The following is a 13,392-nucleotide window of genomic DNA, read 5'->3' as shown; positions in this document are numbered from 1 at the left end:
CGGACCCTCTGTCCCGTCTTGGAGCCTTCGGTTTCATCCCAGGATACCTGGTTTCGCCTTGGAATCTCTGTTCTGTCTTAGGGGATTATGCCCAGGTGCTCCATGAATATCTGGACACCCAAGGCAATCAGGATGATGCCGCCCGCTATCTGGGCCGGCTTGCGCCATCGCGCCCCGAAGAGGTTGCCGATGCGCAGGCCAAGTATTGAGGCCAGGGCCGTCACGACCCCGATGACCAGGACGGCCAGCCAGATGTTGACGTTCATCAGGGCCAGGCTGGCACCCACTCCGAAGGCATCGATGCTGGTGGCGATGGAGAGGGGGAGCATGCTCCTCCAGGAGAAGGGTTCCCTGGCCTGTGCCCTCCGTCTGGTTCCCTGCCGGCCAGGCTCTTCCGGTTTGGTATCTTCCTGCCCGGGTTCACCCTCATCGTCCGGATCGAAAACGGCTTCGCGGATCATGTTGATGCCGATGATGCCCAGCAATCCCATGATGATCCAGTGGTCGACCGCCGTTACATAGTCCTGGAGGAGGGAGGCGGCGAAGTAACCGATCAGGGGGAAGAGGGCCTGGAATCCGCCGAACCAGAGCCCCACCAGCCAGTGGTGACGGGCCTCGAGCCTGCGGACGGAAAGTCCCTTGCCTATGGCGACCGCAAAGGCATCGGCGGATACGCCCAAGGCTATCAGTATAAGTCTGATGAACACAGCATTCCTCGATACGTTCATCCCGGTACGGGATGGGCCTCGACCAGGTTTCCTCGAACCCGCCTACGCCTCGGGTGCGTTGACAGCGGAACTGCCGAATAACCGGCTTTGAATTCGCTGAATGCTGTTCACATGCCACGCATGAAATATGAAGCTATATTATAGGCACCCGATATGGGGTATGGCAAGACCCTCAGGATTGTGCCCACAGGCCGTTTCATCCGATGCCATCCAGTCCCCACCAGCGTGCGTCCCGGCCCGACGCTTGGCCGCCTACTTGTCCCGGTAGGAGACCGCGTAGAGCTTCCCGTTCTGATACCTGGCCATGTAGACGTCGGACACCTTCTTGATCCCTTTTTCGTTCAGGCTCTTCATGAGCCAGTCGTCGTCCTTGCCCATCATGTCCAACACGTCGGGGTTGGCCCGGCCGTCCAGGATGACCGGATAGCGCACGTCCTCGTCCTCCTTGGAGATGATCGTCAGGCCGCCGTTCTGCTCGACGATGCCCCGCTTGACATCACGGATGTCGTTGATGCCCTGGGTGCGGAGCTTGAAGTCGACCTCCTTGGCCGTCAGGTTGACCTTGAGGCAGTTCTGCACCAGGAGTTTCCCGTTCTTGATGATGGTGACGGGCTCCCCGTCGATGTACTTCCCCACGACGTGGATGTGGGTCTTGGCATAGCGGGTCAGGAGGATCAGGGTGGCCCAGATCAGGAGGATGACGATGTACTGGGCCATCGAAATGGAGTTGCTGTAGATCACCCCGCCGATGATGCCGCCCAGAACGTAGTTCTGCAGCTGGTCCATGGGCGAGGTGGGGGCCAGGTTCCCCTTGCCGGTCACGTTGATCAGGAGGGTGATGAAGAGGAGGCCGACGATCAGCTTCAGGGCCACATTCACGTAGAAATTGATATCCATGGGTTACTCTCCGATCATGGTGACATCGGGCTGGTACAGGTCGGCCTTCTCCAGGAGGAACTGCGAACCGGAACCGTTGAAGACCAGGGTGTAGTAGCCCTTGGGGGTCTTGATGATCATGTCGTTGTTCCGGGAGGTGTCGTTGATGCTGATGGTCCGAGGGTCCACTCCCAGCTTGGCCGCGGATTTCTCGATGACGACGGTCAGTTGGCCGCTCTGGACGCTGGCCGTGCGCAGATTGGTGTAGTCGCTGTACTGGATCGCGGCCGCCAGGAGGAGCAGGGTGCCCAGGATGATGGCCAGGTCCTTGTATTTACGGTCCCACTTGCGTCGGGCGTACATGACCAGGAAGAAAAGGAAGGCCAGGGCCAGTACCACGATGACGATTATCTTGATCAGCCGCCAGTCGGTCTGGCCCCCCTTGAGGTAGGTATAGGTATAAAAGGTCATAGTGGCTCCCTGCCGTTCCGGGCATCTCTCACTTATGCATGGTAGACGGCCCGGCAGGGGATCGTCGGATTTGCGGCGGCCGGTTCCCGCCCGGTCCGCCGTGTACGGAAAACCCCGGCAGGAATGTCCCTATCGGAAGGGTTCCTGCCGGGGTGACTCCCATCGGAGCTGGTTCCTGGTGGTTTGGGTCCCTATCGAGAGGATGCCATCCGGCGCTCGAGTGGTCCTGGGCCTTACTTCTGGTTGGCCAGGCGCTCGCGGGCCGCCTTGATCTCGGTCTCGGCGGCCTCGGCGTTGGTCCAGAAGTCGCCGGGCATGACCTCCTTGCCGGGCTCCAGGGCCTTGTACTGCTCGAAGAAGTGCTTGATCTCCCGCTTGTGGAAGTCGGAGACGTCCTCGATGTCCTTGATGTCGTCGAAGCGCACGTCGGCAGGCACGCAGAGCACCTTGTCGTCGCCGCCGGCCTCGTCGACCATGTGGTAGAGGCCCACGGCGCGGCACTCGACCACGCAGCCGGGGAAGACGGAGTTCGGAATCATGACCAGGGCGTCCAAGGGGTCGCCGTCCTCGCCCAGGGTGTCCTCGATGTAGCCGTAGTCATCGGGATACCCCATGGAGGTGAAGAGGGTGCGGTCCAGCATGATGCGGCCGCTGTCGTGGTCGACTTCATACTTGTTGCGCGAACCGCGGGGAATCTCGACCAGCACGTTGAAGGTCTCTGCCATAGTCCTGTCTCCTTTGTCTGGCCGTGGCCACGCGGGCTCGGCCGAATCGGTTGTATCTCATACACAGCATAACCAGTCGTGCGCACATTCGACCACATTCCTCCGGCTCAGGGGAACCTGCCGATTCCTCCGGTCATACTCGAGGTCCATGGGGTGGAGGGCGCCCGGTTCGATGACCTTCCAAGATGGTGGATCTCCGCTCTGCTCTCCCTGTGGGCATTGATGGTCCGCGGATTTCGGCTCGACGAAAAGGATGAAGATGAAACGAAGAAGAGGGTGGCTGGGACTCCTGGCTGCAGTGATAGCTTGCTTTACCCTATTGGTACCCCTGACACCTGCCATGGCGGGCGGAGGTTCCGGGCATGCCGGCGGTGGTGCCGAGGGTAATGGCGGCTTCTGGCAGGGTTGGGCCTACCGCGACGATGGTCAGGGTGGGTTCGGTGGTCACGAGGTGGCCAGCGTCGACCGGGCCTTTGCCCTTCTGGATATCAGGGACGGGGCGAATGACACCACGACCAGGGTCAAACAAGAGGCCTTGGACGAGGCCAACCGGAACTGCACGGAGAGGTTCGACCAGGCCCATCCCGACAGGCGCGGTCAGGGGAACTGCCGGGTGACCGGTGTGGGGGTCGTCACCGGCATGAACGGCGGGCAGCGGGTCTTTGACGGGGTCAGCATGGCCCAGCACTCCATCTGGATGAGCAACTGGCAATCTTCGATTGCCGGTAGGTCCTACAGCAACCGGGGCGTTTCCTACCGAACCAGCCAGCCCTTCTGGGACCAGCCGGGGGATTCCCTGGATGGACTGGCCGAGCGCTATGCCGGCAATGAGCACAGCATCTCCCTTGTGGTGATCATGCTGAACGATTTCGAGCCCAGGCCTGCCGACCAACCTCCCAGCCTGCCCGACAAACAGGTGGAGCGAGGAACCAGTGCGGATTCCATGACCAATCACACACGCATTACCACCAATACCGGAACCAACGGCCGTGAGCTGACCTTCCGTGACGGCTTCCAGCCTATGGGCCAGCGCTATACCATCGGCGGCCAACGGGTTCGTGACATGACCAACGGCCGGGATCTGAGCGATCATTTTATTTTCAACACCCGGAACGGTGACACTCCATCCGGGAATCTGGCCACTGCCGTCTGGAGGGGCGGCGATTTGCCGGTGAACCATGTTTGGCAGTGGGACTTGGATGTGGCCGTCTACAGGCCGACCATCAATGTCATCCAGGATACGGGTGCCGTCCGGTGGAAGGGGTTGGCCATGGAGTCCGAGCATCAGACCCCGCAACGGCGGTTCCCCACCTGGAAGCCCAACCCCGACAAGTCATGGATACTCCAGGACCCTTCAACCGGCCGATGGCGGGCGGTCATCGACCCGACACACACCAACCGGACCGGGGCCGACGGGCATGTCTTCCTGGATGGCGATAAGGTCGGTGCCGTGGTCAATGCCACTGTCGATCCCGGCCTGGTTCAGGCACCCGGCCTGCTGGCCTTGGATGACGACTGGTCGGCTGCCGATTACCTGGTTGATCAGGACGGCGCTGCAAAGGTGCGGATCTACGAGGCCGAGGGTGTCGCGGATGGGGATGGGCATTACCGGCACAGCAGCGTATCGGCCATCAATGAGCATGGTCGCGATGTGACGAACCGCTTCGACATCACCGTCTCGGGGAAGGCGGTCAGAGCCCGGGCCAAGGCCGGCTACCTGGCCAGGTTGCGGGGTATGACCACCCCCTTGCAGGTGAGCATGTTGGTGCCCTTTACCGTCAACTTCGCCAACGGCGGTGGGGCGGCACAGGTCAGGAAAGACATGGGCAGGGGCCAGGGTGACGAGGTGACCTTCTGCGCGGCCATGCCTGCCCAGCCCGGGGCGGATGGGTCCTTGACCAACAAGGGTTCCCAGACCGTCAACGGGCAGACCGTCGACACCAACCGGCCAGGCATCTGTGCCTACCTGCCGCCGGTGAACAAGGATGTGGTCTCCGAGTCCGGCCAGGGAGGCACCCAGGAGAGTGTGGACGGGAAGGTGGTCCAACCCGGGCAGCGGCTGGAATACCAGCTGGACACCCAACCCTCCCTCCCTGCTGACCTGGCTTATCCGGTCAGGGAGCTGGCCTTCACCGACGTCTACGATCAGTGGTTCAGGCCGGACAAACAGACCCTTGAGTTGATGGACCTCTCCCGGGGCCGGCCGATTCCCAAGTCCAAGTACTCCACTCATTGGGACGATGCCCACCACCTGGTACGGGTGGTCCTGACCGATGCCGGCCTGATCGGCCAGTGGCGGGCCTCCGGTAATCCCAAGATCCAGATTCGGTTCGAGGGGACAGTGGATAAGGCCGCACCGACTGATCACCGGGTGGGCAATCAATGGATGTTGACCATCAACAACTCCCTGACCCCATCCAACAAGGTCTTCAGTCTGCCTCCGGTGGTCAATCCGGCCAAGCAGGTCGTCAGCTCCCGTGACCAGTCGGTCAGCATCGACGGCCGGACCCTCCTCCAGGGGGATACGGGTGTCTACCGGGTCACCATGGATGCCAGGCAGACCGACAACGCCTACAGGGTCTGGAGGCTCGGTCTGGTGGATGACTTCGATGATGAGTATCTGAGCATCGATCCGGGGCGTATCCGGGTCACGGGGTCCGATGGAAGGGACTACACCAGCCGGTTCAATATCCAGATTCGAGGCGGGGTCGTCTACGCCTTCGCCAAGACCGTCGACACCTTCATCCCGGCCACCGGTCTGACCGTCAAGGGCGACCCCCAGCCCAAGGACCTTGCAGCCTATGCCCGCCGGGTCGGCCACAGCCCCCTGGGTGAACCGGCCATCGACCAGTCCCTGCTTGGCCGCACCTATAACCTGATCCTGCCCTTCCGGGTCATCAGGGTCGGGCACCGTCAGGTGCTCAAGAACCAGGGGGTGCAGATATTGAATGACATCAGGCGGAAGACCAACATCGTCTCCAACCCCCTCCAACCGCTCAATCCCGCCAAGGATGTCGTCGTGGACGTAGGCGGCGGCTCCTCCCGGGCCGGGAGCATCTACCGCGACAGTCTCTTCCTCTACCAGCTGGACTCAAGCATCCTTCCGGCCGGCAGGGCCTACCCCCAGGTGGGCCAGTGGCGCATCGAGGATCAACTGGTTCCGGACGTGGACCTGTTCACCGGGCAATGGGCCGTCTACGCCTCCAGGGATCTGGCGAGGAACGGCAGGGTCCTGGTTCCCAAGGGCGGCCAACTGGCTGGGTCGGGCTTCGATGCTTCGTCCCTGGGTGGGAACCTCTTCACCCTGGTACCCGGGCCTGATGGGAAGGTGACGGTTGCCGCCACGGCGGCCTATCTGACTATGGTCTCCGCCATGCCCAACCAGGAGGTGGGATGGCGTGCCTACCTGCAGTGCCGGCGCCTGGTCACTGTGGACAGGCATGAGAACCGTTTTACCGAGTATTACCAGGACAGGGTGATTCCCTCCAATACGGTCTGGACCAGAACCCCTGACCTGACTCCCGGTCTGCATCTGGAGAAGTTCGACGCGGCCGGTGGATTCTCCGATGGCGACCGCGATGAACCCAATCAGGCCCTTCCGGTGAAGGGTGATATCAATATGGTCTTCCGCATCACCAACGATTCGGGCAAGGATCCGGGCACGGGTCGGGGAGCCTACTTCCGGGCCAGGGATCTCAGCCTGGAGGATTGGACCGTGACGGGCGGCGGCAGGGTGGTCGACCTCAAGTATCCGCAGGGATGGAATGACCTGATTCTCAAACCCGGGCAGTCGGTGGACGTTCATGGAACCCTGGTCGGAGTGACCGGCCATCATACCGACAGGGCCAAGGTGACCGGAAAGCCGCTGACCGCCTGCCCGGTCAATCCGCCTTCCACCATGCCTGACCACGATGGTTCCCTGGTTCGTCCAGCTGCCCCCTCAAGTTCTGGTTCCGTTTCCGGACTGCCTGGTCAGCCCTCCACAGGTCCCGAATCTGTTTCCGGGAAGCCCAACGGGCCTGTACCAGGTTCGATTACCATCGATGGGCAGACCCTCTGCCTGGATACCAAGGTTGAATCCAACCTGGATGATTGGAATGGGGCCTCCGCAAGTCTGCCGGCGGCGGGTTCCGCGGTCTCCCAGGCCCTGATCCTGCTTACGGTTATCTCTTTCACCGGGCTGATTATCCTGGTTGTTGCCGGGAAGCGCCGGAAGTGAAGGGTCACGCCAAGGTGGAACCCAGGATGCGGTCAGGGCGCCAGATTGGCATCGGGTCAGGCTTCCCGACTGCTCAGCCATTCAATGGCCAGCTGGGTTCGATTCGAAAGGTTGGTCTTGGCCAGGATCGATGAAATACGGTTGCGGACAGTGCCTTCGCTGAGGTAGAGCCTGTCGGCGATGGTGTGGTTGTCCAGTCCGTCGGCGACCAGGGCGACCAGTTCGCGCTCCCGTCGGCTCAGGCCGGCGAATCTGCCCGGTATCGGGTTTCCGGCCTCCTTCCGAGACTCCTGGTTGGGCGCGGAGGGTTTCCACCCTCGATGGTCCGGTTCCCGTCCGGGTGCGCTCGCGGTCGACGGTTGACCGCCCAGCGGAAGGTTGGCCAGGGCCTCGGATCCCAGAACCACCTGTCCGGCCATCACAGCTTCCAGGGCGGGGACGACCGAGGCCACATCCTGTTTGATCAGGTAGCCCTTGGCTCCCAGGCCAAGGGCTCGGGAGATGTATTCCTCATCGGCGAAGGTGGTCAGGAAGAGAATCCTCGCGTTGGGGTCGGCTTCCATGATTCTGCCGGCTGCCTCCAACCCGTCCATCCCGGGCATCTGAATGTCGATGAGGAGGATGTCCGGTCGGCCATCGGGTGCCTTGTATGAGTTGAGGACCGATAGTCCGTCACTGGCGGTCCATATCACCTCGGCAGTCTGGGTGGTGGTCAGAATGGTCAACAGCGAGGAGCAAACGATGGGATCATCATCGGCGATTGCAACCTTCATGAGTGGAGTCTTTCTGTGGTGACCGCCATGTATCCATGACGGTTCGCTGCTTCTCTCATACTACTTGTCTTACTCATCTGCCTGACCTATTCGGTCTTCCATACGAATCTCCTCCGCCGCATGTCCATTACTCTCTTTGCCTCGCCATCCAGTATGAACTGCTGGAAACAGATTGCGGGGGCGGGGGATGCGGGCCATGGATCGACTATGCAGATAGTGGCAGGTTCTTGGGGAGACTGACGAAGACCCGCCACCCATCCCGATTCGGCCCGCTTAGTGTCGAACCACCCAGGGAATGTGCGCGGGCCTCCATGTCGGCAAGGCCCATGCCGCGCCACGCCTGTTCTCCTGAGTCGCGTTCCTGTGAAGTTTGCCCAGGGTAGGAGGCGGGCCTGCCCATGCCTGATTGCCCGTCGGCGGGAACCGGATGGTGGGCTCCGTCATCCTGAACCACCAGCTGCCAGACCATGGGTAGGTCCTTCAGGATGATGCTGACCGATTGGGCATGGCTGTGGCGGGCGGTGTTGCTCAAGGCCTCGCGGATGATGGTGGCGAAGCAACGGGCCACGGGGGCCGGCGCCTCTTCGATATCGTTCTGCAGGTGGACCTGGATGGCGGTGGATTGACCTGTGTCCAGAGAGCGGGAGGCTTCTTCGATTCGGGCATTGAAGTCTGTGCCCCGGTCTTCCAAGTCGTGCACCGACCGACGGATTGTGGTCATGGCCTGGTCCAGGGTGTCGCCCAGTTCGCCGAAGGCCCGGGCGCTGTCCTGGTCACCGCGGCTTTGGGCAAGCACCTGGTCGGCCTTGGTCTGCATGATGGCCCTGGTCAATTGATGACCGACGTTGTCATGCATTTCGCGGGCGATGCGGGTGCGTTCAGTCAATTGAACCGTCCTGGCGGTCTGGGCTCTTTCCTCGTCCAGGTCGGCGATTCGGGAGTGCATCCGCCTGATTGTGTACCTCTGCAGGTCGCCCAGGTCCAGGAGTCGCTGTTCCGTTCCGGACAGGGAGGCGCAGATGAACCCGACCAGTCGGGCGAAGATTGCGGTCGTCAGTCCCAAAGTGGCATATCGTTGCCAGGTCCCGTCCAGGCGGATGAGATTAGCCGAAGCCGGAATTATCCAGAACGATTCGACCGCCAGCCATGCCAGGGTCGGACATTGGTTCCGACCTGACAACCCGCCTCTCTCCGGGCGGCTGGGTGTCCGGCAGGTAGAAGAATCGGGGCGGGGGTCATCAAGGTTGACGACCAGGCCTGTGTCGAAGGCGATGGCGGGAAGGAGAAACATCCACTGAGGCACTATGAGAGTTGCCAGGGCCAGAAGTCCTTGGGGCAGAAGAACCACAGGAGATGGGAGGAGCCATTCGCTCAGGCATCCGGCCGAGGTCGCCAGGAGGGTGCCGGCCACCCAAACCGCGTTCGCCTCTCCGAAAGCCCAATACGCGGCCATGGCGCAGGTCAGCATGAGCAGGGGGCGTACCGTCATCCTCGCTACGGTCGCCCCCGGCTTTCGAACTGTCTCCTGTCGGCCTCGTTTCATACCTCTCAGTTCTACGCCGTGACGGGAATCGACGCACCTGAACCCGTCAGGGCAGTGACATTTGTCATTCAACCCGGCTCGTCCTGGTGACAAAGTCGTGACCGGTGTCACCACATGGAACCGAATCATTGGACCATGATGGGGGTATGAACACATTCAATGATCAAGAATCGGCTCTGAAGGTCAGCGGTCTGGTCAAACGTTACGGGTCCATGGTCGCCCTGGACCATTTCGACATGGACGTTCATCAGGGAGAGATCTTCGGCCTGCTGGGGCCTAACGGTTCCGGAAAGACGACTGCCATCAACTGCATCCTCTCCCTCCTGACCTACGACTCGGGGACCATCACCATCTTCGGTGGCACCATGGGGCCCACAGCCTTCGACCTGAAGCGCAGGGTGGGTATGGTTCCCCAGGATGTGGCGGTTTTTGACACCTTGACCGTGGAGGAGAACATAGACTACTTCTGTTCCCTCTATGTCCCCGCCCGGTCGCGTCGCCGGCACCTGGTGGACGAGGCCATCGATTTCGTTGGTCTGGGTGACTTCCGCAGATACAGATCCAGTAAGCTCTCGGGCGGTCTCCTCCGTCGGCTCAACATCGCCTGCGGAATCGCCCACAAGCCTGACCTGATCTTCTTCGATGAGCCCACGGTTGCCGTGGATCCGCAGAGTCGCAACGCCATCCTGGAGGGCATCGGGGAGTTGAATCAGCAGGGGACGACCGTGGTCTATACCAGCCATTACATGGAAGAGGTCGAGCAGATCTGCGACAGGATCATGATCATGGACCATGGTCGCACAATCGCCCTGGGCACGGCCGACGAGCTCAAGGACATGATTCAGGTCGGGGAGCGGATCAGCGTCGAGACCCTCGACCTTGACGATTCCACCCTGGATGCGATCAATGCCCTTGCGGTTACCCAGTCTGCGGATTATGACGGCCGGGAGCTGGTCATCCACTGCAACCGGGGCGATCGCAACCTCCAGGATGTTCTCACCCTCCTGGAGAGTCGCAGAGTCTCCTTCACCCACCTGACCAGTCGCCCTCCCTCCCTGAATGACGTCTTCCTGGAGCTGACCGGCAAGCAGTTGCGTGATTGAGGGCCCAGTCGACAGAAAGGAGGAAGACCCATGTGGCAGGTTTTCCTGACCAACGTCAAGATGTCATTCCGCAATTTCTCGTCCGTCTTCTGGACCCTGGCCTTCCCGGTCATCCTGGCGGCCATGATGATGGGCATGCTCAGCGGTGTGGAGAAGGGGCATACCGTGGAAGCGCAACCTTTCGCCGTCGTGAATGACGCGGCCTGGCAGAAGGTGCCCTCCGCAGGGAAGATGGTGGGATCCATCTCATCGGCGCAGTCTGAAACGAAGGATGGGGATCAGCTGATCAAGGCCCATACCGTGACGAACCGGTCCCAGGCAATGAACCGGCTGGATGAACACAAGGATATCGGGTATATCTATATGGATGGTGACGGGCTGATCCGCATGGTCCTGGCCGATTGGGACGCGGCCGAAATACAGAGTGGGGGCAACTCCGCCAAGGGGGTCACGGTCAGTCTGCTCAGCGCGTACATGGCGCGGCTCAACCAGACAGGTTCGACCCTCAAGGTTGTGGCTCAGGCCAATCCGGCCCGCCTTCGTGATCCGAATTTTCTGACCGGTATCCAGTCCGGTAATCGAACCTATACCACGACAATCAAGTTGACCCACGTCGAGCCAACCATGACCGCACCTTACTATTTCGCCGTTTTGGGCATGGCCTGCATGATCGGCGCCGGAGTGACCGCCAGTCTGATCGCCTCCACCCAGGCCAACCTCTCCAAAATCGGTGCCCGGTTTGCTGTCTCCCCGTCTCCTGTATGGGTCAGGGTGGGAGGGGCCTTCCTGGCCACCTGGCTTTTCTCCTGCATCAGCCTCATGGTTGCCTACGTCTTCATTCGAACGGTCTGTGGCATGGGGGTCGGCGGCCGCGACCCTGTTGCCCTGGTTGCCCTGGTTCTCTCCACCTTCATGGCCTCCAGTTTCGGTGCCCTTTTGGGTGCGCTACCCCGGCTTTCCGCGGAAATCAAGGTGGGACTGAACGTTTTCATCGACTGCACCCTGTCCGTATTCGCAGGTCTGTATGGCCCCTCGACCATGGATATCGATCACTCCATCCAGGAGAAGACCCCCTATCTGCACTACCTGAACCCGGTCAAGCAGGTCTCCAACCTCTTCTACGACATCGTCTATTACGACAGTTTCCGACCTTTCGTGAGAACCTGCCTGATTCTTGTTATCATGAGTGCCGTCTTCCTGGCGGGTGCGGCCCTGCTGCTGAGGAGGCAACGATATGAGCACCTTTAAAACAGCCATACGCATCATTTGGCGGCATAAGAACTACATGCTGATCTATCTGGTCGGTATGAGCCTGATCACCATGATCATCGGATACGGTTCCATGTCCCAGGCGGTCGAGGCCACCAAGGAGAGTTCGGTCGGCACCTTCAAACCGGTCCGCGCCAAGGTATCCGTTATCAACCGTGACAGTGGGGATTCGCTCGGACGCAATCTGGGTCGGGGGCTTACGGACTATTTGTCCCGCTCGGCCGACATGGTCTCCTTACCCGACGAAAACCAGACCATGCAGAATGCCCTGGCCAACGGTGACCAGACCGATCTGATCATCATCATCCCACAGGGGTTCAGCCGTCGTTTCCTCGAAGCCTGTGCCGATGTCTCCGCCGGCGCTAAGTCGGTATCCGTCCCCAAGGTCCAAACGGCCACCAACTACAAGTCCGATCATGGTGACCTGGCACAGGTCCAGGTCGATTCCTACTTCGACGGGGTCAGTGCGGCTCTTCTTGGTGGGCTCGGTCAGTCGACCAGGGACGCTGAAGTGGATACAGAGGCCATGTCGGATACGGCGAACATGGCCGATATGGCGAATGCCGCTTCGTCAAACCCTTCGGCAGTAGCCAACACAGCCAGCCAAGGTGCCCAGATGTCCTCCAGGGGGAATGCCCGGCCTATCACAGTGGATGCCTGGGCCTTCAAGGCCGCCTCGGACTATACGGTCAAGCACTTCGCCAATAACCAGGCCAAAATCAGTGTGCAGACCTCTCCGAGAAAGGAGACCAAGACCCTGAGCGCTGGTTTCGCTCAAACCGTCAGTCTGGCCTCCTACCCGCTGATGACCGCCCTGACCGTCTGTCTGGCCCTCCTTTTCGGATCATTCAGCATGGCCGAGCAGCATCGCAGGCTGATGGCCTCCCCCATCCGCAATTTCTCCCTGAACCTCCAGCAGTTTCTTGCAGCTCTCCTCTTCGGCTTGGTAGCATGGGCCTACTTCACGATCCTGATTCTGGGTTCGACGGTAGTGGTCGGCGGCAATCCGGAATCCCTGGGCTGGGGAAGGATCTGTATCTCCCTGCTGACCATGATGATCTTCGTGGTCGCAGCCTCCGCCTTCGGGTATATGCTGAGCCAGTTCAACCTGTCCAACACGGTGATCAACACGGTCGCCATCATCATGGGCCTGGTCATCATGTTCACTTCCGGCTCGGCCATGCCGATTGACATGCCGGCCGCCATGACCCTGGTCGGCAAGCTGACTCCCGGCTGGTGGTACAACTCCGCCGTCAACGCCGTCTTTGGTCTCAGCCCCAGTGGTAAAACGGTCTCGGCAGGGGTCTTTTCCGCCGCCAACTGGTCAACCCCGGCCCTGATCGTCCTTCTCTTCGCACTGCTCTACTTCTGCGCGGGCCTCATGGTCGGCCGTCTTCGCCGTTCCGGTGCCTCCGTGCGTTCGGTCACCAGCTGATCCGATGGCATCCAGGTCATCCCGCATCGCGCGGGCTGACCCATCTGAAGTGTGGTCATATAGAAGTACTGCTTCAGAATGCACAGGGATACAGCTGTTTTTTGCCGACCTGGCACGTGTCAAGAACAAAGACCCGGAATTCGCTGGAATTCCGGGTCATCTGGTAGCGGGGTCAGGATTTGAACCTGAGACCTCTGGGTTATGAGCCCAGCGAGCTACCGAACTGCTCCACCCCGCGTCGGCTGCGTTG

General features: G+C 60.8%; 10 protein-coding genes and 1 tRNA gene. 4 read left to right on the top strand and 7 right to left on the bottom strand.

The features are described 5' to 3' along the window. Positions 1 to 77 precede the first annotated feature (77 nt). From AACP59_RS06115 to AACP59_RS06100, 4 genes are all read right to left on the bottom strand, one after another. Positions 78 to 707 carry a manganese efflux pump MntP gene (locus tag AACP59_RS06115; RefSeq protein WP_297315989.1) on the bottom strand — a complete coding sequence of 210 codons (630 nt, stop codon included), beginning with the start codon at positions 705 to 707 and terminating at the stop codon, positions 78 to 80. Positions 708 to 980: 273 nt separating this feature from the next. Further along, entirely contained in the window at positions 981 to 1,625 is a 645-nt protein-coding gene (locus AACP59_RS06110) for a DUF421 domain-containing protein (protein WP_297315988.1), read from the bottom strand. Between the two features lie 3 nt (positions 1,626 to 1,628). Further along, complete coding sequence (locus tag AACP59_RS06105; RefSeq protein WP_297315987.1) at positions 1,629 to 2,075, bottom strand: DUF3290 family protein; 447 nt, start codon at positions 2,073 to 2,075, stop codon at positions 1,629 to 1,631. 233 nt (positions 2,076 to 2,308) lie between these two features. Next, positions 2,309 to 2,800: an inorganic diphosphatase gene (locus tag AACP59_RS06100; protein WP_339350314.1), complete on the bottom strand. Its 492-nt coding sequence runs from the start codon at positions 2,798 to 2,800 to the stop codon at positions 2,309 to 2,311. A 259-nt stretch (positions 2,801 to 3,059) separates the two neighbouring features. Between AACP59_RS06100 and AACP59_RS06095 the strand changes: the two genes are divergently transcribed. Further along, positions 3,060 to 7,019 carry an LPXTG cell wall anchor domain-containing protein gene (locus AACP59_RS06095; protein ID WP_339350312.1) on the top strand — a complete coding sequence of 1,320 codons (3,960 nt, stop codon included), beginning with the start codon at positions 3,060 to 3,062 and terminating at the stop codon, positions 7,017 to 7,019. Between the two features lie 56 nt (positions 7,020 to 7,075). Here AACP59_RS06095 and AACP59_RS06090 read toward each other — a convergent pair whose 3' ends face one another. Together AACP59_RS06090 and AACP59_RS06085 are read right to left on the bottom strand one after the other, a co-directional pair. Next, the gene (locus AACP59_RS06090) at positions 7,076 to 7,792 is read right to left on the bottom strand and encodes a response regulator transcription factor (protein WP_297315984.1); all 717 of its coding nucleotides are present in this window, start codon (positions 7,790 to 7,792) and stop codon (positions 7,076 to 7,078) included. Between the two features lie 205 nt (positions 7,793 to 7,997). Further along, on the bottom strand, positions 7,998 to 9,281 hold the full coding sequence (locus tag AACP59_RS06085) for a sensor histidine kinase (protein WP_297315983.1): 1,284 nt from the start codon (positions 9,279 to 9,281) through the stop codon (positions 7,998 to 8,000). A gap of 200 nt (positions 9,282 to 9,481) precedes the next feature. Here AACP59_RS06085 and AACP59_RS06080 point away from each other — a divergent pair, with 200 nt between their 5' ends. From AACP59_RS06080 to AACP59_RS06070, 3 genes are read left to right on the top strand one after another with little or no spacing between them, the layout of a single operon-like run. Beyond that, positions 9,482 to 10,438: an ABC transporter ATP-binding protein gene (locus tag AACP59_RS06080; RefSeq protein WP_297315982.1), complete on the top strand. Its 957-nt coding sequence runs from the start codon at positions 9,482 to 9,484 to the stop codon at positions 10,436 to 10,438. Positions 10,439 to 10,468: 30 nt separating this feature from the next. Then, positions 10,469 to 11,686 (top strand): ABC transporter permease, encoded by a 1,218-nt coding sequence (locus AACP59_RS06075; RefSeq protein WP_339350308.1) that lies wholly within the window; start codon positions 10,469 to 10,471, stop codon positions 11,684 to 11,686. Next, positions 11,673 to 13,142 carry an ABC transporter permease gene (locus AACP59_RS06070; RefSeq protein WP_339350307.1) on the top strand — a complete coding sequence of 490 codons (1,470 nt, stop codon included), beginning with the start codon at positions 11,673 to 11,675 and terminating at the stop codon, positions 13,140 to 13,142. Before AACP59_RS06075 ends, AACP59_RS06070 begins: the two co-directional genes overlap by 14 nt. Positions 13,143 to 13,303: 161 nt before the next feature. On the opposite strand, the gene AACP59_RS06065 is transcribed toward AACP59_RS06070, so the two are convergent. After that, a tRNA-Met gene (locus AACP59_RS06065) sits at positions 13,304 to 13,380 on the bottom strand. Positions 13,381 to 13,392: the final 12 nt, after the last annotated feature.

Source organism: Bifidobacterium indicum (genome assembly GCF_036987015.1).
Classification (GTDB): domain Bacteria; phylum Actinomycetota; class Actinomycetes; order Actinomycetales; family Bifidobacteriaceae; genus Bombiscardovia; species Bombiscardovia indica.
This window is presented reverse-complemented; position numbering and strand designations above follow the sequence as displayed.

Excerpts from the sequence above, each read along its gene's own strand:
- AACP59_RS06110 (WP_297315988.1), bottom strand. The coding sequence starts at position 1,625 with ATGGATATCAATTTCTACGTGAATGTGGCCCTGAAGCTGATCGTCGGC.
- AACP59_RS06105 (WP_297315987.1), bottom strand. The coding sequence starts at position 2,075 with ATGACCTTTTATACCTATACCTACCTCAAGGGGGGCCAGACCGACTGG.
- AACP59_RS06100 (WP_339350314.1), bottom strand. The coding sequence starts at position 2,800 with ATGGCAGAGACCTTCAACGTGCTGGTCGAGATTCCCCGCGGTTCGCGC.
- AACP59_RS06095 (WP_339350312.1), top strand. The coding sequence starts at position 3,060 with ATGAAACGAAGAAGAGGGTGGCTGGGACTCCTGGCTGCAGTGATAGCT.
- AACP59_RS06090 (WP_297315984.1), bottom strand. The coding sequence starts at position 7,792 with ATGAAGGTTGCAATCGCCGATGATGATCCCATCGTTTGCTCCTCGCTG.
- AACP59_RS06085 (WP_297315983.1), bottom strand. The coding sequence starts at position 9,281 with ATGACGGTACGCCCCCTGCTCATGCTGACCTGCGCCATGGCCGCGTAT.
- AACP59_RS06080 (WP_297315982.1), top strand. The coding sequence starts at position 9,482 with ATGAACACATTCAATGATCAAGAATCGGCTCTGAAGGTCAGCGGTCTG.
- AACP59_RS06075 (WP_339350308.1), top strand. The coding sequence starts at position 10,469 with ATGTGGCAGGTTTTCCTGACCAACGTCAAGATGTCATTCCGCAATTTC.
- AACP59_RS06070 (WP_339350307.1), top strand. The coding sequence starts at position 11,673 with ATGAGCACCTTTAAAACAGCCATACGCATCATTTGGCGGCATAAGAAC.